The sequence below is a fragment of the Pseudomonas sp. GD04091 genome (assembly GCF_029836165.1).
In the GTDB taxonomy this organism is placed as follows: Bacteria; Pseudomonadota; Gammaproteobacteria; order Pseudomonadales; family Pseudomonadaceae; genus Aquipseudomonas.
The window spans coordinates 68,750-91,081 of sequence record NZ_JAOEBG010000021.1 but is presented as its reverse complement, the minus strand read 5'-3'; the positions used below and the strand labels follow the sequence as shown (position 1 = coordinate 91,081).

Here is a 22,332-nt window from a genome sequence, read left to right as displayed (position 1 = left end):
TGAAGCTCCTGTGAAACAGCATGATTCATTGGGCCTTGCGCCACTTAAAAGCGCAGGCGAATCCCGGCCACCAGCCGGGTCTGGCCGAGATCCTCGCCATCCTCCCGGGCCTGGTCGGCGCGGTTGCCGTGCAGGCGGTTGAAGCTGACCCCGACATAGGGCGCGAACGCGCGGCTGATCTCGTAGCGCAGGCGCAGGCCCACTTCGCTTTCGGCCAGGCCCGAACCCTGTTCGCGCCCGGCATCGTCGCGTCCGAAGAAGTTGGCTTCGATGGTCGGTTCGAGGATCCAGCGATTGGTCAGCAGCATAGCGTAACCGGCCTCCAGGCGCAGCGCGGTCTGCTGCCGCTCACCGGCGTAGGCAGTGGCCTCCAGTTCCAGGCCGTAGAGCGGCGTGCCCTGGATACCGAAGGCTGCCCAGGTCTGGCCAGTGGCGGGCTTGAAGTCCTGACGCACGCCGCCGACCAGCTCCCACCAGGGGCTGATGGCATGTCCCCAGAGCGCCTGCAGCTCGGCCTTGTGGGTCTTGCCCTGCTCCCGTTCGCCCTCGCTGCGCAGCCACAGACGGTCGATATCGCCCCCTATCCAGGCGGTAGCGTTCCAGTTCAGCGCGCTGCTGTTTTCGAAGTTCTGGTACTCCAGCTGGTCGACGATCACCGCCCAGTTGGTCGCTCGGTCATGCACCTGGTGGCCGGGCAGCGGTGGGAACGCGGCGCGGCGATCAGCCTCTGTGACCACCGGCAGCGGCGTGCGCGGCAGGTTCGTCGCAGGCGTGGCAGGGTTCATCCGGCCTTGGTCCATGGGCATCGCGCCGTGATTCATCTGGCCGTGGTCCATCGGCATCGCACCGTGCCGCATAGGCTCCGTGCCGGCTGCCAAAACGCGTTCACTGGCCAACAAGGCGAGCAGCGCGACGCCGGTGACGATGCGCCGGTTGTTGAGTTCATTCATCGACCCGTACCTCGCGGAACATGCCGGTCTCCATGTGATAGAGCAGGTGGCAGTGGTAGGCCCAGCGGCCCAGGGCATCGGCGCTCACGCGGTAGCTGCGCCGGCTGCCGGGCGGAATGTCGACGGTGTGCTTGCGCACCAGGAAACGCCCCTGTTCGTCTTCCAGGTCGCTCCACATGCCGTGCAGGTGGATCGGGTGGGTCATCATGGTGTCGTTGACCAGGGTGATGCGCACCCGCTCGCCGTACTTCAGGCGCAGTGGCTCGGCATCACTGAACTTGATGCCGTCGAACGACCAGGCGAAGCGCTCCATGTGCCCGGTGAGGTGCAGTTCGATGTCACGTGACGGTTCGCGACCGTCAGGGTCGGGGTAGGGGCTGCGCAGGTCGGCGTAGCACAGTACCCGACGGCCGTTGTCGCGCAGTCCGATGCCGGGGTCGGCCAGGTTGGCGCGCGGGGCCATGGTCTGCATGTCCACCAGCGGGTTGTCGTTTTCACTGGCGGGATGACGCTGCATCGCGGCCATGCCGGCCATCGCCGAGTGATCCATGCCGGCCATGCTGCCGTGGTCCATCCCCGGCATGTTCGAATGGTCCATCTGGCCCATTCCGCCGTGCCCCATGTCGTCCATGGTCAGTACCGGGCGTGGATCGGGGGCGGGCACCGGCGCCTGCAAACCGGCCGCGCGTGCCAGGGTGCCACGGGCGAAGCCGGTGCGGTCCATGCTCTGGGCGAACAGGGTGTAGGCGGGCAGGTCGCCCACGGTCACCAGCACGTCATAGGTCTCGGCCACGGCGATGCGTAGCTCATCCACGCTGACCGGGGTGACTGGCAGGCCGTCGGCGGCGATCACCGTCAGCTTCAGACCGGGAATGCGGAAGTCGAAGTAGGTCATCGCCGAAGCGTTGATCAGGCGCAGGCGCACGGTCTCGCCGGGCTGGAACAGGCAGGTGAAGTTGCCGTCAGGCGGCTGGCCGTTGAGCAGGTAGGTGTAGGCGGCGGCGCTGATGTCGGCGAGGTCGGTGGGGCTCATGCGCATCTTCGCCCAGGCCCAGCGTTCGCCGGCGGCCTTGCCCCAGCCGTTCTCGGCGACGTCGTCGACGAAGTCGCCGAGCGTGCGCTTGTGGTAATTGAAGGCGTCGGACTGCTTCTTCAGCGTCGCCATCAGGGCCTCCGGCGCCTGGTCCGACCAGTCGCTGAGCAGCAGCACATGATCGCGTTGGTAGCGGTGCGGTTCCGGTTCGCGCGGCTCGATGACGATGGCGCCATACACGCCGGCCTGTTCCTGCAAACCGGAATGGCTGTGGTACCAGTAGGTGCCGCTCTGGCGCAGGGTGAACTGGTAGAGGTAGTCGCCGCCGGGCTCGATGCCAGCGAAACTGAGCCCCGGCACGCCGTCCATGTTGGCCGGCAGGATGATCCCGTGCCAGTGGATCGAGGTGGGCTGGTCCAGGCGGTTGCGCACGCGCAGGGTGACCGTGTCGCCTTCGCGCCAGCGCAGCTGCGGGCCGGGCAGGCTGCCGTTGATGGTCAGCGCGGTACGTGGGCGGCCCGTGATGTTGACCGGGGTCTGGCCGATGAACAGTTCGAACTGCTGGCCACTCAGGTCGTGCAGCGGCAGGCGGCCCTCGGCGGCGTGGGCCAGCGGGCGCCACAGGCCGAGGCCGGCTAGGGCGGTGGCGGCGCCCAGGCCCTTGACGAAGGTGCGGCGGGTTGGAGTCGATGGCATGGCGTGCTCTCGCTTCGAAAGTGCCACGATCGTCGCCGCCGGCGCCTGTCAGTCAGCTGAGGCGCAGATTACAGCATTGTCAGGCAGCCGCTTCGCCGCTGCCCAGGTCGCGCATCAGCAGCCCGAATTCCAGGGATACCTGCTCGGGGATCGGCAGGTACACCACATGGCCATCGCCCGGCGCCACCTGGATAGCCTGCTGCTGGCGGTCGCGCAGGCGGTGCAGGTCGAAGTGGTAGTTGCCGCGTGGGGTCATCAGCTCCAGATGGTCGCCCACCGCGAAACGGTTCTTGACCTTGACCTCGGCCAGCCCGTCGATGCGCGTCCCGGTCAGTTCGCCCACGAATTGCTGGCGTTCGGATACCGAGTTGCCGCGCTGGTAGTTCTGGTACTCGTCGTGGACGTGGCGGCGCAGGAAACCTTCGGTGTAGCCGCGCTGGGCGAGGGACTCGAGGTTGTCCATCAGGCTGCAGTCGAAGGGCCGCCCGGCCACCGCATCGTCGATGGCCTGGCGGTACGACTGCACCGCGCGGGCGCAGTAGAAGTGCGACTTGGTGCGGCCTTCGATCTTCAGTGAATGCACACCCATGCGGCTCAGGCGCTCGACGTGCTGGATGGCGCGCAGGTCCTTGGCGTTCATGATGTAGGTGCCGTGCTCGTCCTCGAAGGCCGGCATCTCGTCACCCGGGCGGCTGCTTTCCTGAAGCAGGAACACCTGGTCGGTAGGCGCGCCGAGACCCAGGGTCGGTTCGAATTCGCGGACGATCTCGCCCGTGGCGCTCTCGGTGGCTGCATTGGCCTGGTACTTCCAGCGGCATGCATTGGTACAGGTGCCCTGGTTGGCGTCGCGCCTGTTCATGTAGCCCGACAGCAGGCAGCGCCCGGAGTAGGCCATGCACAACGCGCCATGCACGAAGACTTCCAGCTCCATGTCCGGCACCTGCTGGCGGATTTCTTCGATCTCTTCCAGCGATAGCTCGCGAGACAGGATCACCCGCGTCAGCCCCATGCCCTGCCAGAACTGCACGCTGGCCCAGTTCACCGTGTTGGCCTGCACCGAGAGGTGGACGGGCATCTGCGGGAAGTGCTGGCGCACCAGCATGATCAGACCCGGGTCCGACATGATCAGCGCATCCGGGCCCATCTCGATCACCGGCGCCAGGTCCTTGAGGAAGGTCTTGAGCTTGGCGTTGTGCGGGGCGATGTTGACCACCACGTAGAAGCGCTTGCCCTGGGCCTGGGCTTCCTGGATGCCGAGGGCCAGATTGGCGTGGTCGAACTCGTTGTTGCGCACCCGCAGGCTGTAGCGCGGCTGGCCGGCGTAGACCGCGTCGGCGCCGTAGGCGAAGGCATAGCGCATGGTCTTCAGGGTGCCGGCGGGGGCGAGCAGTTCGGGCTTGGCAGGAGAGGTCATGGTGCGCACCGGGGCAAAAGGCGCGGATGCTAAGGCGGCGGCAACGTGCAGGTATTGATCTGGATCAACGGCACTTTTGCCGATGCGCAGGGCACTAAATTGTTGAGCCCTCGAGGAATGCCCATGAACGAAACCGTATTGCAGAACAAAGCCCTGACCGTGCTGCTGGCACTGGTGACCATCGCCTTCATCTGGATCCTGCTGCCGTACTCCGGCGCGATCTTCTGGGCGGTGATCCTCGGCATTCTCTTCTCGCCGCTGCAGCGCCATCTGCTGTTGCGCCTGGGCGGGCGACGCAACCTGGCCACGGCGACGGCGCTGGCCACCTGCCTGCTGGTCGCCGTGCTGCCGGTGATCATCATCAGCGCCTTGCTGGTGCAGGAGGGCGCGGCACTGTACCAGCGCATCGAAAGCGGCCAACTGGACATCGCCGGCTATATCGAGCGCGGCAAGGATATGCTGCCCGCCTATGCCCAGCATTTTCTGGATCGCATGGGCATGGGCAACCTCGATGGCTTGCGCGACAAGATCACCAAGTGGGCCACCCAGGGCAGCCAGTTCCTCGCCGGCCAGGCGTTCAGCTTCGGCCAGGGCACCTTCGAGTTCCTGGTCAGTTTCGGCATCATGCTCTACCTGCTGTTCTTCTTTCTGCGCGAGGGCGCGGAGGTGGCGCGCAAGGTGCGCCAGGCAGTGCCGCTGCCCGAGCAGCAGAAGCGCCGCCTGCAGTTGAAGTTCAAGCGCGTGGTGCGAGCCACGGTCAAGGGCAACCTGCTGGTGGCGATCACCCAGGGGGCGCTGGGCGGGCTGATCTTCTGGGTGCTGGGCATCCCCAGCGTGCTGGTGTGGGCGGTGCTGATGGCGTTCCTGTCATTGCTGCCGGCGGTGGGCGCGGGGATTGTCTGGGGCCCGGTGGCGCTTTACTTCCTGCTGACCGGGGCGATCTGGCAAGGGATCGTGCTGACGGCCTTCGGCGTGCTGGTGATCGGCATGGTGGACAACGTGCTGCGGCCGATCCTGGTGGGCAAGGACACGCGCATGCCGGATTACCTGGTGCTGGTCTCGACTTTGGGTGGGCTGGCGGTGTTCGGGCTCAACGGTTTCGTGATCGGGCCGTTGATCGCGGCGCTGTTCATTTCCAGCTGGGCGATCTTCGCCTCGACCAAGCCGCAGGTGCAGTTGCCGTCTTGAAGGGGCTGCTGCGCAGCCCATCGCCGACCAGCCGGCTCTTAAAAGGAAACCGCAGGTTCCTGTGGGAGCCGGCTTGCCGGCGAATGGCGCGCAAGGCGCCTCCGGTGTCAACGGAAACTGTAGGAAACCCCCGCATACACCCCGAACCCTTCCCCCGGCGTCGAGCGGGCGACGTCCTGCCCGCCATCGTTGTACCCCGGCGTCACCGTCGCTGCGTAACGCTTGTTGGTGAGGTTGCGCAGGTCCAGCCAGGTCTGCCAGTCCCGTTTCGGCGAATCCCAGCCCAGGCGCGCGCCGAGCAGGGCGTAGGCATCGGCGTGGTAGCTGTTGGCGTAGTCCACCTGCACCTTGGACGCCATCTGCGTGTTCACCCCGGCGTAGAAACCGCTCGGCCAGTCGTAGCGCAGTTCGGCCTGGTAGTAGTGCATGGGGATGCCGGGCAGGCGGTTGTCGCCGAACCTGTCGTCGTCGCGGTAATGGAAGTCGCTGAAGGTGTACGCCTGGCGCAGGCTGAGCTTGCCGGTGCCCGGTTGTTCCCAGAGGGTGCTGTCGAGGCCGGCCTCAATGCCCTGGTGCACGGTGGCGCTGGCGTTGACTTCCTTGGCGGGGAGACCAGGGACGATCTCCACGGCCAACAGTTCATGGCGCACTTGTGCGTAGTACCAGGCCAGGTCCCAGCGCCCCAGTGCAGAATCGCCTCGTGCGCCCAGTTCCAGGGTGGTGGCTGTCTGATTCTGCATTTCGATCGGCTGGGTAGCGACCGTCGAGCTCCAGATCAACGACCAGGGATGCGGCGGCTCGACCGAGCGGCTGAGGTTGCCGTAGACCTGCAGGTCTGGTCGAACGTCATAGCGCAGACCCACGCGGGGCGCGTAGTCCCAATCGTGCTGGCTGACCTTGCCGCCTTCGGCGGGGTAGGTCACGTCGCTTTCGCGACGGGTGTAGATCATTGCCAGGCCGGTGCTCAGCCACAGGTCGGGGATCAGCTCCAGGTCGTTGCCGACGTGCAGCACGGTGTCCGAGCCCTGGTAGCTGAAGTCGCGGCTGCGGGCGCCGAAGTCGTTGCCGCCGCTGCGGGTGAACTGCGAGGCGCCACTGTTGGGCAGGTGCTTGGTGGTGCGCCAGCCGACGGTGGTCTTGCTCTCGTGGCCGAACAGGGTGTCACGGCGCAAGTAGTTGAGCGTGCCGCTGACATCGCTGTACGCCACTTTCAGACGCATCGGGCCTTCGCGCAGATCCATCGGGTAGTCGTGATAGACCAGCCCGGCCTCCAGGCGTGAGTCGTCGTCGAGGAAGAAGGTGGTCTTGTTGCCCACCCAGGTGCTGCCTGGCTGCGGACGGCTGTCGTCGCGGGCCAGGTAGGCGGAGTTGGCGGCACGGGGATGATGCTTGATCTGGTCCTTGGTCAGGCGCCCGGCCAGGTCGTTCTCGGTCTCCCGGTAGCGCAGGTAGAATCGCGTCTCCAGGTTCGGATTGAAGCGATAACCGACGTTGGCGGCGATGCCCTTGGCGCTCCCGCTGCTGTGGTCCTGGTAGCCGTCGTACTCGGCATCGGTCAGGGCCACGTAGTAGTCGAGGTTGCCCAGCACCTGGCCGGAGCTGATGTGTCGGCGCTGGTAGCCACGGCTGCCGACTTCGTAGCGCACCTGCAGCGGTGCGGCATCGTGGCCGGTATGGGTCACGTAGTTGATTGCCCCGCCCAGTGCCAGGGCCCCCTGGTCGAAGCCGTTGGCGCCGCGCAGCACCTCGGCGCGGCTCAGCCACAAGGGCTCGAACAGTTCGTAGGGGGTGCCGCCCGGGCCGGTCAGCGGCAGGCCGTCGAACATTGTGTAGACACCGGAGCCGTGCGCGCCCGGGGCGCGGTTGATGCCCGAGCCCCGGATTGACAGCTTGATGCCGTCGTTGCCCGCCGACTGGGCGAACACGCCGGGCTGGTAGGCCAGCACCTCCTGGTTGCTGGCCACCCGGCCGTCGCCCACCTTGCTCATATCCACCAGGTTGCTGGCGCCAGGCACGTCGCGCAGGCGTTCGCGCGCCGCTTCCAGCTCGTCCTGCTCCGCGTCGCTGATCAGCACCTGGCCCAGTTCCACAGGCGCGGCCAAACCTGGTGAGTTGGCGCCTAATAGGGCGACCAGGCCAAGGCAAGACGAAAGTGGCAAAACAGGACGCATCGTACAACTCCAGACGAAAGGCTGACGGGAACGGCGTTGAGACGAACGAATTTCCGCCCAGAGCACGGAGCAAGCTGCATTTCGCCGTCGTTCAGTGAGAACGTCTTTGTAGGAGAGGTCTTTACAGAGTGTGCGAGTAGAGAGGGACTTGAGGGCTTCGTAAGGTGTGGCGAAGACAGCTGTGGGAATTCCCGCTGCTACAGACCCTGAAGGATGACGCGCGATGATCTGCGAAGTTGAGCGACAGATGAACAACACGGCCTCGGTGTACCTGACCCCCCGCGAGCAGCAGGTACTGCTGTGGTGCGCCTACGGCAAGAGCTCGTGGGAAATTGGCAGGATCCTACAATGCAAGGAGTCCACGGTGAACTTTCATGTGGGCAACATCCTGCGCAAGTTCGATGTCGCCACTCGGGTTGCCGCGGTTAGCAAGGCCATCCGCTTCGGTATGCTCGCGGCAGGATGAGGACGTGGTTGCCGAGCACCTGCGGATGGGGGAAACATCTCCCGGATTGGTTGCTGGTGATTGCTTCGGCTTAAATTAGGCCCCACGAACCATACGGCTACTGCATTGGGGGAATAATCCGACATGAACAATCACATTGTGGAGAGGAGGGTGAGTGCGGCGCTCGAGGCGCACTCTGGCAGGCGATCTCTCCAGCGGTCACATCGGCGTTGCCTCATATGCAGGGTGTTGCCGTGAGTACCTACAAACTGGTCTGTCCGCATTGCAGCAGTCGCATGCGTACCCGCACCAGCGAAGGGCGGCATATCTTTCTGCGGGTGGCGTATCTGCAATGCACCAACGAGGCCTGTGGCTGGTCGGTCAGGGCCGAGTTTGAAATGACCCATGAGCTTTCGCCCAGCGGCATGCCCAGGCCTGATGTCTATCTGCCGCCCGCTGGCAGTGAATTGCGCAGGAGCGCATTGCAGCGCGAAGGTGATGTCGCAACCATCGCGCGCGATGGCGGGCGCCGATGTTCAGTTATCGATAGCTGATAAAAAAACACCCCGCTCGAAGCGGGGTGTCTTGTTTTGCAAGCTCGATCAGCCGATCAGTTGCAGGCTGGCCTGCTGCACCATCTCCAGCAGCGGTTGCGGGTACACGCCGAGCACGAAGGCGAGGATGGCGATGGCCAGCAGCATCACGCCGCCGGTGCGCTGTTCCCACTTCAGCGGGGCGTCGTGGCGACGCAGGTTCGGTTCGACCAGGTACAGGGTGACCATGACGCGCAGGTAGTAGTACACGCCGATGGCGCTGCCGATCACCAGAGCACCGACCAGCCACCACAGGTGCGACTCGACGCCGGTGGCGATGATGTAGAACTTGCCGATGAAGCCCGCGGTCAGCGGGATACCGGCCAGCGACAGCATCATCACGGTCAGTACCGCGGTCAGGTACGGGCGGCGCCAGAACAGGCCGCGGTACTCGTACAGGGCGTCGGCGTCACGGCCGGCGTACGGCGAGGACATCAGGGTGATCACGCCGAACGCGCCCAGGCTGGTGATGACGTAGGTCACCAGGTACACGCCCATGGCTTCCAGGGCCAGACCCTTGCTGGCGATCAGGGCGATGACCAGGTAGCCGAAGTGGGCGATGGACGAGTAACCGAGCAGACGCTTGAGGTTGCTCTGGGTCAGTGCCAGCAGGTTGCCGATCAGGATCGAGGCGACCGCGATCACCGCCAGCACGGTGCTCAGCACGCCGCTGCTGGCGGCGGGGGAGAGCATGAACAGACGCACGACCACGGCGAACACCGCGACCTTGCTGGCAGTGGCCAGGAACGCGGCGACCGGCGCCGGAGCGCCCTCGTACACGTCCGGGGTCCACAGGTGGAACGGCACCAGCGACAGCTTGAAGGCCAGACCTACCAGCATCATGCCCAGGCCCAGCTGCGCCAGCAGGCTCGGCATGCTGGTGGCGGCCAGGACCTTGCCCAGCTGGTCGAAGGTCAGGGCGCCGGCGTCGGCGTACAGCAGCGCCATGCCGAACAGCAGGAAGGCGGAGCCGGCGGCCGACAGCACCATGTACTTGATGCCGGCTTCCAGCGAGCGCTTGTTGAAGAAGGCGTACGCCACCAGGCCGTAGACCGGCACCGACAGCAGCTCCAGGCCGATGAACAGGCCGGCCAGGTGGTTGGCGCTGACCAGCACCAGGCCACCCAGTGCCGACATCAGCAGCAGCAGGTACAGCTCTTCACGGTTGCCCGGGAAACCCTTGGAACCCTCGCCCAGATAGGCGTGGGCAAGGGTGACGCAGGCCAGCGTCGCCACCAGGATGATCGCCATGTACAGGCAGGCGAACTTGTCGATGGTCACCAGCGTGGTGACCGCCAGCGGCGCGACCTTCAGTGCCGGCAGGATTGACAGCAGGGCCAGGTTCAGGCCCACGGTGGACAGCAGGAAGGTCTGCGAGTGGTTGCGCTTCCAGGCGATCGCCAGCATCACCACCACCGTGGTGATGGTAGTGATCAGCATCGGCGCCAATGCGATGAAGTGTTGAGTGGTGAATTCCATAGCGCTCTTACCGGGCCGAAGCGAGTTGAGTGAAAGCGGAACCGAGCCACTGCTGCACACCGCTCATGGTGGCGGCAGAGGTGTCGAGGAACGGCTGCGGATACACGCCCAGCAGGATCAGCAGGCCCGCAAGACCCAGCACCATGATCAGCTCGCGTCCGTCCATGCCAGCCAGCACGGTGTCGGATTTGGCCGGACCGAAGTAGGCGCGGTGGATCATGATCAGCGAGTAGACCGAGCCGAACACCAGGCCGGTGGTGGCGATCACGGTGATCCATGGGACGTGGGCGAAGCTGCCGATCAGGATCAGGAACTCGCCGACGAAGTTGCCGGTGCCGGGCAGGCCCAGCGACGCGGCGGCGAAGAACAGGCTGATGGCCGGAAGATACGCGATGCGGTGCCACAGGCCACCCATCTGGCGCATGTCACGGGTGTGCAGACGCTCGTACAGCTGGCCGGCCAGGATGAACAGCGCGGCGGCCGACAGGCCGTGGGCCAGCATCTGGATCACCGCGCCCTGCAGGGCCTGCTGGCTGCCGGAGTAGATGCCGATCAGCACGAAGCCCATGTGCGAGACGCTGGAGAAGGCCACCAGGCGCTTGATGTCGGTCTGGGCGAAGGCCAGGAAGGCACCGTAGAAGATGCCGATCAGACCCAGGGTCATGGCGATCGGCGCGAACTCGGCCGAGGCGTTCGGGAACAGCGGCAGGGCGAAGCGCAGCAGACCGTAGGCCGCGGTCTTCAGCAGGATGCCCGCGAGGTCCACGGAACCTGCGGTCGGCGCCTGGGCGTGGGCGTCCGGCAGCCAGGAGTGGAACGGCACCACCGGCAGCTTGACCGCGAAGGCGATGAAGAAGCCGAGCATCAGCAGGTATTCGACGCCCGGCGGCAGTTGGGCCTTGAGCAGGTCACTGTAGTTGAAGGTGATCACGCCGGTGCTGTTGTAGTTGACCAGTACCAGGCCAAGGATCGCCACCAGCATGATCAGGCCGCTGGCCTGGGTGAAGATGAAGAACTTGGTCGCCGCATAGATCCGGGTCTTCTTGCCGTCCGCCGAGCTGTGACCCCAGAGCGCGATGAGGAAGTACATCGGCACCAGCATCATTTCCCAGAAGAAGAAGAACAGGAACAGGTCCAGGGCCAGGAACACGCCGACCACGCCGCCGAGGATCCACATCAGGTTGAGGTGGAAGAAGCCGACGTGGCGCTGGATCTCTTTCCACGAGCACAGCACCGACAGCACACCGAGCAGGCCGGTGAGCAGGATCATCAGCAGCGACAGGCCGTCGAGGGCCAGGTGGATGCTGATGCCGAAGCGCTTGATCCACTCGACCTTGTATTCGAGGGCCCAGGCAGGTTCGGCGCCCGGAGCGGGGGCCAGGGTGTAGTCGCCGTTGCCCCACAGCCAGAGGCCGATGCCGAGCAGCAGGGACATGGTCAGCAGCGCGATCCAGCGCGGCAGGGTGGAGCCGAAGCGCTCACCCAGCCAGCACAGGAAGCCGCCGATGAAGGGGATCAGGATCAGCCAAGGCAAAATCATGACGGGTTGGTTTCCTTTGGCAAAGTCGCAAGATTCATAGTCATACCGCGGCCACTACCACGGCACCGAGCACCAGCACGGCGCCGACGGCGATCGAGGCGGTGTACCAGCGCAGCTGGCCGGTCTCGGTCTTGCTCATGGCGACATGGCCGCCACGGGCCATCCGAGGGATGAGGCCGATGCTGCGGTCAACCGGGTCCTTGCGCAGGATGTGGCTGATCAGCAGGTAAGGTTTGACGAAGAGCTTGTCGTAGATCCAGTCGAAGCCCCAGGCGGCGAACCACCAGGCCGACAGGATGCGACCGATACCGCTGTTGGCCACCGCGCTGACGAAGCGGCGCTTGCCCAGGAACAGCAGGGCCGACAGCAGGATACCGGCGATGGCGATGGCGCCGGAGGCGATCTCCAGCGAGTGCTTGGCTTCGCCACCGGCGTGGCCGGCGCTCTCAGGCAGCACGCCTGCCAGTGGCGGGTGGATCCAGGCGCCGACGAAGGTCGACAGCACGATCAGCACGCCCAGCGGCAGCCAGTGGCTGATGCCGTGGCCGGCATGGGCTTCGGTCTTGGCTTCGCCGTGGAAGGCGATGAAGATCAGGCGGAAGGTGTACAGCGAGGTCATGAACGCACCGAGCAGGCCGGCGTACAGCAGGCCGGTGTTGCCGCTGGCGAAGGCTTCCCAGAGGATCTCGTCCTTGGAGTAGAAGCCCACGGTCAGGATCGGCAGGGCGGCCAGGGCGGCGCCGCCGACCACGAAGCTGGCGTAGGCCAGCGGCAGCTTCTTCCACAGGCCGCCCATCTTGAAGATGTTCTGCTCGTGGTGGCAGGCGACGATCACCGCACCGGAGGCAAGGAACAGCAGGGCCTTGAAGAAGGCGTGGGTCATCAGGTGGAAGATCGCCGCGTCCCAGGCGCCGACGCCCAGGGCCAGGAACATGTAGCCGATCTGGCTCATGGTCGAGTAGGCGAGGATACGCTTGATGTCGGTCTGCACCAGCGCGGCGAAGCCGGCCAGGACCAGGGTCACGCCACCAACGACGCCGACCAGGTGCAGGACGTCCGGTGCCAGCAGGAACAGGCCGTTGGTACGGGCGATCAGATACACGCCCGCGGTCACCATGGTTGCAGCGTGGATCAGTGCCGAAACCGGGGTCGGACCCGCCATCGCGTCGGCAAGCCAGGTCTGCAGCGGCAGCTGTGCCGATTTACCGACCGCGCCACCCAGCAGCATCAGGGTCGCCAGGACCATCCAGGTGTCACCAGCCTGGAACTTCTGTGGTGCCAGCACCAGCAGTTCCTGCACGTTCAGGGTACCCAGCTGGACGAACAGGATGAACAGGCCGATGGCCATGAACACGTCGCCGATACGCGTGACGATGAAGGCCTTGAGTGCCGCGTTACCGTTGTTGCGGTTGCTGTAGTAGAAACCGATCAACAGGTACGAGCACAGGCCCACGCCTTCCCAGCCGAAGTAGATGAACAGCAGGTTGTCGCCCAGCACCAGGAACAGCATGCTGGCGATGAACAGGTTGGTGTAGGAGAAGAACCGCGAGTAGCCGGCTTCGCCACGCATGTACCAGGAGGCGAACAGGTGGATCAGGAAGCCGACACCGGTGACCACGCCCAGCATGGTGACCGACAGGCCGTCCACGTACAGGGTGAAGTTCGGCGCGAAGCCGTCCACCGACATCCACTGCCACAGCAGCTGGCTGTATGCGCCGCCTTCAGGCGGGGCGACGTTGAACTGCCAGATCACGTAGGCGGCCACGGCGGCCGAGAGGCCCACCGAACCGACGCCGATCAGCGCGGACAGGTTCTCCGAGAACCGTCCACGGGAGAACGACAGCAGCAGGAAGCCGATCAGGGGGAATACGAACGTCAGGAAGATAAGGTTCATCCGCGCATCTCACTGGCAGCATCGATGTCGAGAGTGTGGAAGCGGCGATACAGCTGCAGCAGGATCGCCAGGCCAATGCTGGCCTCGGCGGCTGCCAGGCTGATCACCAGAATGAACATCACCTGGCCGTCGGGCTGGACCCAACGGGCACCGGCGACGATGAACGCCAGGGCGGAGGCGTTCATCATGACTTCCAGGCTCATGAGCACGAAGAGGATGTTGCGGCGGACCATCAGGCCGACCAGACCTAAGCAGAACAGGATGCCGGCGACCGCCAGACCATGCTCGAGAGGGATAGCACCCATGATTTACTCCTTCGCCTCGTTGCGGCCCAGGTGGAAGGCGGTGACGGCGGCGGCGAGCAGCAGCATCGACGCCAGTTCGACCACCAGCAGGTACGGGCCGAACAGGCTGATGCCCACGGCCTTGGCGTCCACGGTGGTACCGCTGATGGCAGCGCCCGACGGGGTGACGAACAGCACGTACAGCAGCTCCAGCAGCAGCAGGGCGGCGAGGATCACCGGCCCCGCCCAGATGCCCGGCTTGAGCCAGCCACGTTCCTGGGCGACCGAGGCCGGCCCGAGGTTGAGCATCATCACCACGAAGACGAACAGCACCATGATGGCGCCGGCGTAGGCGATCACTTCCAGGGCGCCGGCGAACGGCGCACCGAGGGAGAAGAAGATCATCGCCACGGAGATCAGCGAAATGATCAGGTAGAGCAGGGCGTGCACGGGGTTGGTGCCGGTCACCACCCGGAGGGTGGAGACCACGGCGATCCCGGATGCGAAGTAGAAAGCGAATTCCATCTTTCTGTCCTTATGGGAGCAAGCTCTTCACGTTGATCGGCTCGGCTTCGTTCTGCGCAGAGCCTTTCGGCTTGCCAGCGATGGCCATACCCGCAACACGGTAGAAGTTGTAGTCAGGGTTCTTGCCGGGGCCGGAAATCAGCAGATCTTCTTTCTCGTACACCAGGTCCTGACGCTTGAACTCGGCCATTTCGAAATCCGGAGTCAGCTGGATCGCGGTGGTCGGGCACGCCTCTTCGCACAGGCCGCAGAAGATGCAGCGCGAGAAGTTGATACGGAAGAACTCTGGGTACCAACGACCGTCCTCGGTCTCGGCCTTCTGCAGCGAGATGCAGCCAACCGGGCAGGCCACCGCGCAGAGGTTGCACGCCACGCAGCGCTCCTCGCCGTCGGGGTCGCGGGTGAGGACGATGCGGCCGCGATAGCGCGGCGGCAGGTACACGGGTTCTTCGGGGTACTGCAGGGTGTCGCGCTTGCGGAACCCGTGGGAGAACACCATGGCCAGGCTGCGCAGCTGTGTGCCGGTGCCCTTAACGATGTCGCCGATATACTTGAACATGGGTCAAATCCTCACTGGGCCGCGACGGCTGGCGTGTTGTAGAGCACGATCGCAGCGGTCACCAGCAAATTGATCAGGGTCAGCGGCAAGCAGAACTTCCAGCTGAAGTCCATCACCTGGTCATAGCGTGGGCGCGGGATCGAGGCGCGCAGCAGGATGAACAGCATGATGAAGAACGCGGTCTTCAGGGCGAACCACAGGAACGGTACCTGTGGCAGCAGGCCGAACGGGCCGTGCCAGCCGCCGAAGAACAGGGTCACCAGCAGCGCCGAGACCAGGATGATGCCGATGTACTCACCGACGAAGAACATGCCCCATTTCATGCCGGCATATTCGATGTGGTAGCCATCGGCCAGTTCCTGTTCCGCTTCCGGCTGGTCGAACGGGTGACGGTGGGTCACGGCGACGCCAGCGATGAAGAAGGTGCAGAAGCCGAAGAACTGCGGAATGATGAACCACAGGTTCTGGGCCTGGTATTCAACGATGTCGCGCATGTTGAACGAACCCACCTGCACCACCACGCCCATCAGCGCCAGGCCCAGGAACACTTCGTACGACACGGTCTGCGCCGAGGCCCGCAGGCTGCCGAGCAGGGCGTACTTGTTGTTCGACGACCAGCCGGCGAACAGCACGGCGTAGACCGACAGGCCGGCCATGGCGAAGAAGAACAGCAGGCCGATGTTCAGGTCGGCGACGCCCCATACCGGGGTGATCGGGATGACCACGAAGGCGATAAGCAGGGCACTCATGGCCACGACCGGCGCCAGGGTGAAGATCATGCGATCGACGAAGGGCGGGTTCCAGTCTTCCTTGAAGAACATCTTCAGCATGTCGGCGGCGATCTGGAACATGCCGAACGGGCCGACACGGTTCGGACCGTAGCGGTCCTGCCACCAGCCCAGCAGGCGACGTTCGACGAAGCTGAGCAGCGCGCCGCAGACCACCACGGCCAGCAGGACCACGATGGCCCGCACGACGGTGAGGATCACATCGATCACTTCGGGGGTGAACCAGCTCATTGTGCTGCCTCCTGCAGGCCTTCGACGGATGCACCGAAGATGGCGGGCGGAATGCCGGCCAGGCCTTTGGGCAACGCAACCAGGCCAGCGCCCAGCTCTTCATTGATACGCAGCGGCAGGCGCAGCGACTGGCCGGCGACGTTCAGGCTCAGCATCGCGCCGTCGTTGACGCCCAGGCGGTCGGCCTCGGACTTGGCCAGGCCGACGTAGGCGGCCGGGATGCGCTCCTGCACCGGGGCGGCGCGGGAGGAGTTCTCTTCGCTGCCGAACAGGTGGAAGAACGGGACCGCGGTCCAGGTGCCACGGGCCGGGTTGAACGCGCCCGGGATGGCGCTGAACCAGCTCAGGCGGTCGCCCTGCGACTCGATCAGGCGCACGCCCGGGTCACCGGCGCGCAGGTGGCCACCCACTTCGTCCTGGAACTTGTTCCAGGCCTGCGGCGAGTTCCAGCCCGGCGACCAGGCGAACGGCACCTGCTGGCGCGGTTCGGCCGAGCCCGAGTAGCCTTCCATGGAGAAGGCGAACGCGGTGTCCTTGTCCTGCGGAGTGCGTGGTTCGTGCACGCTGATGTTGGCGCGCATGGCGGTACGGCCGGAGTAGCGCAGCGGCTCGCGGGCCAGCTTCATGCCCTTGATGCGGAAGGCGGCGGAAGGCGCGGCGTTGACGATGCCGGCCAGTTGCGGCGCGGCTTCGGCGCAGGCGCTGGTGACATGGTCCAGCTGGGTCCAGTCCACCGGCTTGTTGAGCAGGGTGGCACGCAGGGCGTGCATCCAGCGCCAGCCTTCGTGGATCTGGATGCTGCTGTCCAGGTACTGCGGGTCGAACACCTGGAAGAAGCGCTGGGCGCGGCCTTCCTGGCTGACCAGGGTGCCGTCGCCTTCGGCGAAGGAAGCCGCCGGCAGCACCAGGTGGGCGCGCTCGAGGGTCGGGGTCTTGGAGTGGTCGGCGACGATCACCACCTTGGCCGCGGCCAGGGCCGCGTCGACCTTGGCGGCCGGTACGCGGGCGTACAGGTCGTTCTCCAGCACGACGATGGCGTCGGCCTTGCCGCTGATCACGGCGTCCAACGCGGCGTCGACGGACTCGCCGCCCATCATCGCCATGCCGAGGCTGTTGGCCTCGGGCACGACCAGGCTCAGCGAACCGTTCTTCTCGCGCAGCTTGAGGGCCTTGGCGATGTTGGCGGCGGCTTCGATCAGCGCAGGATCCGCCAGGGACGTACCGGCGACCACCAGCGGGCGCTGGGCGGTGAGCAGGGCATCGGCGATGCGCTGGGCCAGTGCTTGCGCTTCGCTGTCCAGACCTTCGACGGCCGGGGCGCTCGGGTCGATGGCGTGGGCCACGGCGAAACCGATGCGAGCCAGGTCAGCCGGAGCTGCGTGCACGCACTCTTCGGCGACGTCGTCCAGCTTGGTCTCGGCCAAGGACGCGATGAACAGCGGGTACAGCGCGTGCTGGCCGATGTTCTTCACCGCAGCGTCCAGCCAAGGCTGCACGCGCATGGCGTCGGCCATGGCCTCGGCCTTGCCCTTGGTGGCCTGGCGCACGGCCAGGGCGACACGGGCGGCGGTCTGGGTGAGGTCTTCACCGAGCACGAACACGGCATCGTGGTCTTCGATGTCGCGCAGGGTCGGCACCGGCAGCGGGCTGTTGTTCAGCACGTCCAGGACCAGGCGTACGCGGGCCAGCTCGCCAGCTTCCATACCGCAGTAGAAGTAGTCGGCGCCGACCAGCTCACGCAGGCCGTAGTTGCTTTCGAGGCTGGCGCGTGGCGAGCCGATGCCGACGATGGTACGGCCGCGCAGCAGGTCGGCGGCCTTGTCCAGGGCGGCGTCCAGCGACAGCTTGCTGCCATCGGCGAGGAACGGCTGGCGTGGACGGTCGGCGCGGTTGACGTAGCCATAGCCGAAGCGGCCACGGTCGCACAGGAAGTACTGGTTCACCGAGCCGTTGAAGCGGTTCTCGATGCGGCGCAGTTCGCCGTAGCGCTCGCCGGGGCTGATGTTGCAGCCGCTGGAGCAGCCATGGCAGATGCTCGGGGCGAACTGCATGTCCCACTTGCGGTTGTAGCGCTCGGAGTGGGTCTTGTCGGTGAACACGCCGGTCGGGCAGACCTCGGTCAGGTTGCCGGAGAACTCGCTTTCCAGCACGCCGTCCTCGACGCGACCGAAGTACACGTTGTCGTGGGCGCCATAGACACCCAGGTCGGTGCCGCCGGCGTAGTCCTTGTAGTAGCGCACGCAGCGGTAGCAGGCGATGCAGCGGTTCATCTCATGGGCGATGAACGGGCCGAGGTCCTGGTTCTGGTGGGTACGCTTGGTGAAACGGTAGCGGCGCTCGTTGTGGCCGGTCATTACCGTCATGTCCTGCAGGTGGCAGTGACCGCCTTCCTCGCACACCGGGCAGTCGTGCGGGTGGTTGGTCATCAGCCATTCGACGACGCTGGCGCGAAACGCCTTGGACTCGTCATCGTCGATGGAGATCCAGGTGCCGTCGGAAGCAGGGGTCATGCAGGACATGACGATACGACCACGGGTGTCGTTCTCGTCGGTGTACTGCTTGACCGCGCACTGCCGGCAGGCACCGACGCTACCGAGCGCCGGGTGCCAGCAGAAATAAGGGATGTCGAGGCCGAGCGACAGACAGGCCTGTAACAGGTTGTCCGCACCGTTGACTTCGAGCGCTTTGCCGTCTACGTGGATAGTGGCCATGGTTCAAAGTTCTTCGTTGGCCCGCGTGAGCAGGCGTGGCTAATGGAAATCGGTGAGCCTGTGGCCGGCCTCGCATCGTGCTGGCCGGCCGACAGGCTGGCGGATGGCACGGACCATCCGCTGTTCATCTTGTTATGCGCCGACCACGATCGGCTTCGCCAGGTTCGGGCGCAGGGTGTCGGCAGCACTTGCTGGAGCGACACCGGCCTCGAATTCCGAGCGGAAGTATTTGATGGCACTGCCCAATGGCTCGACGGCACCCGGTGCGTGAGCACAGAAGGTGCGGCCAGGGCCGAGGAAGTTGACCAGACCCAGCAGGGTCTCGATGTCTTCGGCGCGGCCCTGGCCTTTCTCCAGGGCGCGCAGCATCTTCACGCTCCATGGCAGGCCGTCACGGCATGGGGTGCACCAGCCGCACGACTCGCGGGCGAAGAACTCTTCCATGTTGCGCAGCAGCGAGACCATGTTGACGCTGTCGTCCACCGCCATGGCCAGGCCCGTACCCATCCGGGTGCCGACCTTGGCGATGCCGCCGGCATACATCTGCGCGTCGAGGTGCTCGGGCAGCAGGAAACCGGTACCGGCGCCGCCCGGCTGCCAGCACTTGAGCTTGTAGCCGTCGCGCATGCCGCCGGCGTAGTCCTCGAACAGCTCGCGGGCGGCAACGCCGAACGGCAGTTCCCACAGGCCTGGGTTCTTCACCTTGCCGGAGAAGCCCATCAGCTTGGTGCCGTGGTCTTCGCTGCCTTCACGGGCCAGCGACTTGTACCAGTCGTTGCCGTTGGCGACGATGGCCGGGACGTTGCACAGGGTCTCGACGTTGTTCACGCAGGTCGGCTTGCCCCAGACGCCGACGGCGGCAGGGAAGGGCGGCTTGGAGCGCGGATTGGCGCGGCGGCCTTCGAGCGAGTTGATCAGTGCGGTCTCTTCACCGCAGATGTAGCGACCGGCACCGGTGTGCACGAACAGCTCGAAGTCGAAACCGCTGCCGAGGATGTTCTTGCCCAGCAGGCCCGCGGCCTTGGCTTCGTCGATGGCGCGGTTGAGGTTCTTCGCCGCGGTGGTGTATTCGCCACGCAGGAAGATGTAGCCACGGTAGGCCTTCAGGGCACGGGCACTGATCAGCATGCCCTCGACCAGCAGATGGGGCTGTTGCTCCATCAGCATGCGGTCCTTCCAGGTGTTCGGTTCCATTTCGTCCGCGTTGCACAGCAGGTAGCGGATGTTCATGGATTCGTCTTTGGGCATCAGGCCCCACTTCACGCCAGTGGGGAAGCCTGCGCCGCCGCGGCCCTTGAGGCCGGAGTCCTTGACGCTCTGGACGATGTCGTCCGCGGACATTTCCGCCAGCGCCTTGCGGGCGGCGGCATAGCCATTCTTGGCCTGGTATTCGTCGAGCCAGACAGGCTCGCCGTCGTCACGCAGGCGCCAGGTCAGCGGGTGGGTTTCGGCCGAACGCGCGATGCGGTTGGCCGGGCCGAAGGAAGTGATGGTCATGCGTAACCCTCCAGCAGCTTGGAAACGCCAGCGGGCTGAACGTCGCCAAAGGTGTCGTCGTCGATCATCAGCGCCGGGGCCTTGTCGCAGTTGCCCAGGCAGCAGACCGGCAGCAGGGTGAAGCGTCCGTCCGGGGTGGTCTGGCCGAGGCCGATGCCCAGCTCGCTCTGGATCTGGCTGACCACCGACTCATGGCCGCCGATGTAGCAGACCATGCTGTCGCACACGCGGATGATGTGGCGACCGACCGGCTGGCGGAAGATCTGGCTGTAGAAGGTGGCCACGCCCTCGACGTCGCTGGCGGGGATGCCCAGCACTTCGCCGATGGCATAGATGGCGCCGTCCGGCACCCAGCCGCGCTCTTTCTGAACGATCTTCAGGGCTTCGATGGACGCCGCGCGCGGGTCCTCGTAGTGGTGCATCTCGTGCTCGATGGCCGAGCGCTCGGTTTCGCTCAGGGCGAAACGGTCGGTTTGGATAAGCGTGCTGTTCATGCTTAGCGGTCCACGTCAGCCATAACGAAGTCGATACTGCCCAGGTACGCGATCAGGTCCGCGACCATGCTGCCCTTGATCACCGAAGGGATCTGCTGCAGGTGCGGGTAGCTCGGGGTACGGATCCGGGTGCGGTAGCTCATGGTGCCGCCATCGCTCGTCAGGTAGTAACTGTTGATGCCCTTGGTCGCCTCGATCATCTGGAACGACTCGTTGGCCGGCATGACCGGGCCCCACGAGACTTGCAGGAAGTGGGTGATCAGGGTCTCGATATGCTGCAGGGTGCGCTCTTTCGGCGGCGGCGTGGTCAGCGGGTGGTCCGCCTTGTACGGGCCTTCCGGCATGTTGCGCAGGCACTGGTCGATGATGCGGATACTCTGGCGCATCTCCTCGACGCGGACCATGCAGCGATCGTAGGCATCGCCGTTGTGGGCCAGCGGTACTTCGAACTCGAAGTTCTCGTAGCCGGAGTAGGGGCGTGCTTTACGCAGGTCGAAGTCGCAGCCGGTGGAGCGCAGGCCGGCACCCGTGGTGCCCCATTCCAGGGCTTCCTTGGTGTTGTACGCGGCGACGCCGATGGTGCGGCCCTTGAGGATGCTGTTCTGCAGGGCGGCCTTGGTGTATTCGTCGAGGCGCTTGGGCAGCCATTCGACGAAGTCCTTGACCAGCTTGTCCCAGCCACGCGGCAGGTCGTGGGCGACGCCACCGATGCGGTACCAGGCCGGGTGCAGGCGGAAACCGGTGATCGCCTCGATCACGGTGTAGGCGCGCTGGCGGTCGGTGAAGGTGAAGAACACCGGGGTCATGGCGCCGACGTCCTGGATGTAGGTGCCCAGGAACAGCAGGTGGCTGGTGATGCGGAAGAACTCGGCCAGCATGATGCGGATCACGTCGACCTTCTGCGGCACCTGGATGCCTGCCAGCTTCTCGACCGCGAGTACGTAAGGCAGGTTGTTCATTACCCCGCCAAGGTAGTCGATACGGTCGGTGTAGGGGATGAAGCTGTGCCAGGACTGGCGCTCGGCCATCTTCTCGGCACCACGGTGGTGGTAGCCGATGTCCGGGACGCAGTCGACGATCTCTTCGCCGTCCAGCTGCAGGACGATACGGAAGGCGCCGTGAGCCGAAGGGTGGTTGGGGCCGAGGTTGAGGAACATGTAGTCCTCGTTGGTGCCGTGACGCTTCATGCCCCAGGCTTCGGGGTTGAAACGCGCCGATTCCTCTTCGAGCTGCTGCTTGGCCAGGTTCAGGCTGTACGGGTCGAACTCGGTGGCGCGGGCCGGGAAGTCCTTGCGCAGCGGGTGGCCTTCCCAGGTCGGCGGCATGAGGATGCGCGACAGGTGCGGGTGGCCGGCGAAGTCGATGCCGAACATGTCCCAGACTTCACGCTCGTACCAGTTGGCGTTGGGCCAGATGCCGGTGACGGAAGGCAGGTTGAGGTCGCCTTCGCTCAGCGACACCTTGATCATCACGTCGCTGTTACGTTCCACCGACAGCAGGTGGTAGAACACGCTGAAGTCGGCGGCCGGCAGGCCGCGGCGCTGGGTGCGCAGGCGCTCGTCGACGCCATGCAGGTCGTACAGCATGCTGTACGGCTTGGCGACGTTGCGCAGGAAGGAGAGCACGTCTTTGAGCTGGGCACGCTTCACCCACAGGACCGGCATGCCGGTGCGGGTTTCCTGGGCGACGAAGGCGTCGGCGCCAAAACGGTTGTGCAGTTCGACGACCACATCTTGGTCGTCAGCCTTGTAAGGCGGAATATAAATAGCGGTGTCCGCTGTCATGGTCTCGGTCGCTTTGAGTCAACGTAGAGAATGAAGCCAGGCCGCCGGCTCCCTCG

The 22,332-nt window shown here is 65.2% G+C and carries 18 protein-coding genes; 3 read left to right on the top strand and 15 right to left on the bottom strand.

All coding sequences use genetic code 11. From position 1 onward, the window contains the following. Positions 1 to 44 precede the first annotated feature (44 nt). The 3 genes from N7422_RS21370 to yegQ all read right to left on the bottom strand — a co-directional run bounded on the left by N7422_RS21370 (position 45) and on the right by yegQ (position 4,093). Positions 45 to 950: a copper resistance protein B gene (locus tag N7422_RS21370; protein WP_279808396.1), complete on the bottom strand. Its 906-nt coding sequence runs from the start codon at positions 948 to 950 to the stop codon at positions 45 to 47. Continuing rightward, the gene (locus N7422_RS21365) at positions 943 to 2,679 is read right to left on the bottom strand and encodes a copper resistance system multicopper oxidase (RefSeq protein ID WP_279808395.1); all 1,737 of its coding nucleotides are present in this window, start codon (positions 2,677 to 2,679) and stop codon (positions 943 to 945) included. The genes N7422_RS21370 and N7422_RS21365 overlap by 8 nt, the downstream gene beginning before the upstream one ends. A gap of 79 nt (positions 2,680 to 2,758) precedes the next feature. Next, positions 2,759 to 4,093 carry a tRNA 5-hydroxyuridine modification protein YegQ gene (gene yegQ / locus N7422_RS21360; protein WP_279808394.1) on the bottom strand — a complete coding sequence of 445 codons (1,335 nt, stop codon included), beginning with the start codon at positions 4,091 to 4,093 and terminating at the stop codon, positions 2,759 to 2,761. Positions 4,094 to 4,216: 123 nt separating this feature from the next. On the opposite strand from yegQ, the gene N7422_RS21355 reads away from it, so the two are divergent. Continuing rightward, positions 4,217 to 5,281: an AI-2E family transporter gene (locus N7422_RS21355; RefSeq protein ID WP_279808393.1), complete on the top strand. Its 1,065-nt coding sequence runs from the start codon at positions 4,217 to 4,219 to the stop codon at positions 5,279 to 5,281. A gap of 107 nt (positions 5,282 to 5,388) precedes the next feature. Here the strand turns inward: N7422_RS21355 and N7422_RS21350 are convergent, their stop codons facing one another. Beyond that, positions 5,389 to 7,452 carry a TonB-dependent receptor gene (locus N7422_RS21350; protein WP_279808392.1) on the bottom strand — a complete coding sequence of 688 codons (2,064 nt, stop codon included), beginning with the start codon at positions 7,450 to 7,452 and terminating at the stop codon, positions 5,389 to 5,391. A gap of 223 nt (positions 7,453 to 7,675) precedes the next feature. On the opposite strand from N7422_RS21350, the gene N7422_RS21345 reads away from it, so the two are divergent. Continuing rightward, entirely contained in the window at positions 7,676 to 7,918 is a 243-nt protein-coding gene (locus tag N7422_RS21345; protein WP_279808391.1) for a helix-turn-helix domain-containing protein, read from the top strand. Positions 7,919 to 8,151: 233 nt separating this feature from the next. Further along, positions 8,152 to 8,451: an ogr/Delta-like zinc finger family protein gene (locus tag N7422_RS21340; RefSeq protein ID WP_279808390.1), complete on the top strand. Its 300-nt coding sequence runs from the start codon at positions 8,152 to 8,154 to the stop codon at positions 8,449 to 8,451. A gap of 48 nt (positions 8,452 to 8,499) precedes the next feature. On the opposite strand, the gene nuoN is transcribed toward N7422_RS21340, so the two are convergent. The 11 genes from nuoN to nuoC form a co-directional block, all read right to left on the bottom strand. Next, entirely contained in the window at positions 8,500 to 9,969 is a 1,470-nt protein-coding gene (gene nuoN / locus N7422_RS21335) for an NADH-quinone oxidoreductase subunit NuoN (protein WP_279808389.1), read from the bottom strand. A 7-nt stretch (positions 9,970 to 9,976) separates the two neighbouring features. Then, positions 9,977 to 11,509: an NADH-quinone oxidoreductase subunit M gene (gene nuoM / locus N7422_RS21330; RefSeq protein ID WP_279808388.1), complete on the bottom strand. Its 1,533-nt coding sequence runs from the start codon at positions 11,507 to 11,509 to the stop codon at positions 9,977 to 9,979. A gap of 40 nt (positions 11,510 to 11,549) precedes the next feature. Then, positions 11,550 to 13,403 carry an NADH-quinone oxidoreductase subunit L gene (gene nuoL / locus N7422_RS21325; RefSeq protein WP_279808387.1) on the bottom strand — a complete coding sequence of 618 codons (1,854 nt, stop codon included), beginning with the start codon at positions 13,401 to 13,403 and terminating at the stop codon, positions 11,550 to 11,552. Beyond that, positions 13,400 to 13,708, bottom strand: coding sequence for an NADH-quinone oxidoreductase subunit NuoK (gene nuoK / locus N7422_RS21320; protein WP_008096201.1), 309 nt, complete (start codon positions 13,706 to 13,708; stop codon positions 13,400 to 13,402). Before nuoK ends, nuoL begins: the two co-directional genes overlap by 4 nt. A 3-nt stretch (positions 13,709 to 13,711) precedes the next feature. Next, positions 13,712 to 14,212, bottom strand: coding sequence for an NADH-quinone oxidoreductase subunit J (nuoJ, locus tag N7422_RS21315; protein ID WP_279808386.1), 501 nt, complete (start codon positions 14,210 to 14,212; stop codon positions 13,712 to 13,714). 10 nt (positions 14,213 to 14,222) lie between these two features. Further along, entirely contained in the window at positions 14,223 to 14,771 is a 549-nt protein-coding gene (gene nuoI, locus N7422_RS21310; RefSeq protein WP_003251442.1) for an NADH-quinone oxidoreductase subunit NuoI, read from the bottom strand. Between the two features lie 11 nt (positions 14,772 to 14,782). Further along, on the bottom strand, positions 14,783 to 15,790 hold the full coding sequence (gene nuoH / locus N7422_RS21305) for an NADH-quinone oxidoreductase subunit NuoH (RefSeq protein ID WP_186669786.1): 1,008 nt from the start codon (positions 15,788 to 15,790) through the stop codon (positions 14,783 to 14,785). Continuing rightward, positions 15,787 to 18,501: an NADH-quinone oxidoreductase subunit NuoG gene (gene nuoG, locus N7422_RS21300; protein WP_279808385.1), complete on the bottom strand. Its 2,715-nt coding sequence runs from the start codon at positions 18,499 to 18,501 to the stop codon at positions 15,787 to 15,789. The genes nuoH and nuoG overlap by 4 nt, the downstream gene beginning before the upstream one ends. Positions 18,502 to 18,633: 132 nt before the next feature. Further along, positions 18,634 to 19,998 (bottom strand): NADH-quinone oxidoreductase subunit NuoF, encoded by a 1,365-nt coding sequence (nuoF, locus tag N7422_RS21295; protein WP_279808384.1) that lies wholly within the window; start codon positions 19,996 to 19,998, stop codon positions 18,634 to 18,636. Further along, entirely contained in the window at positions 19,995 to 20,492 is a 498-nt protein-coding gene (nuoE, locus tag N7422_RS21290; RefSeq protein WP_279808383.1) for an NADH-quinone oxidoreductase subunit NuoE, read from the bottom strand. Before nuoE ends, nuoF begins: the two co-directional genes overlap by 4 nt. 2 nt (positions 20,493 to 20,494) lie before the next feature. Then, a complete protein-coding gene (gene nuoC / locus N7422_RS21285; protein ID WP_279808382.1) occupies positions 20,495 to 22,276 on the bottom strand; it encodes an NADH-quinone oxidoreductase subunit C/D in 1,782 nt (593 codons plus the stop codon). Between the last annotated feature and the right edge of the window lie 56 nt (positions 22,277 to 22,332).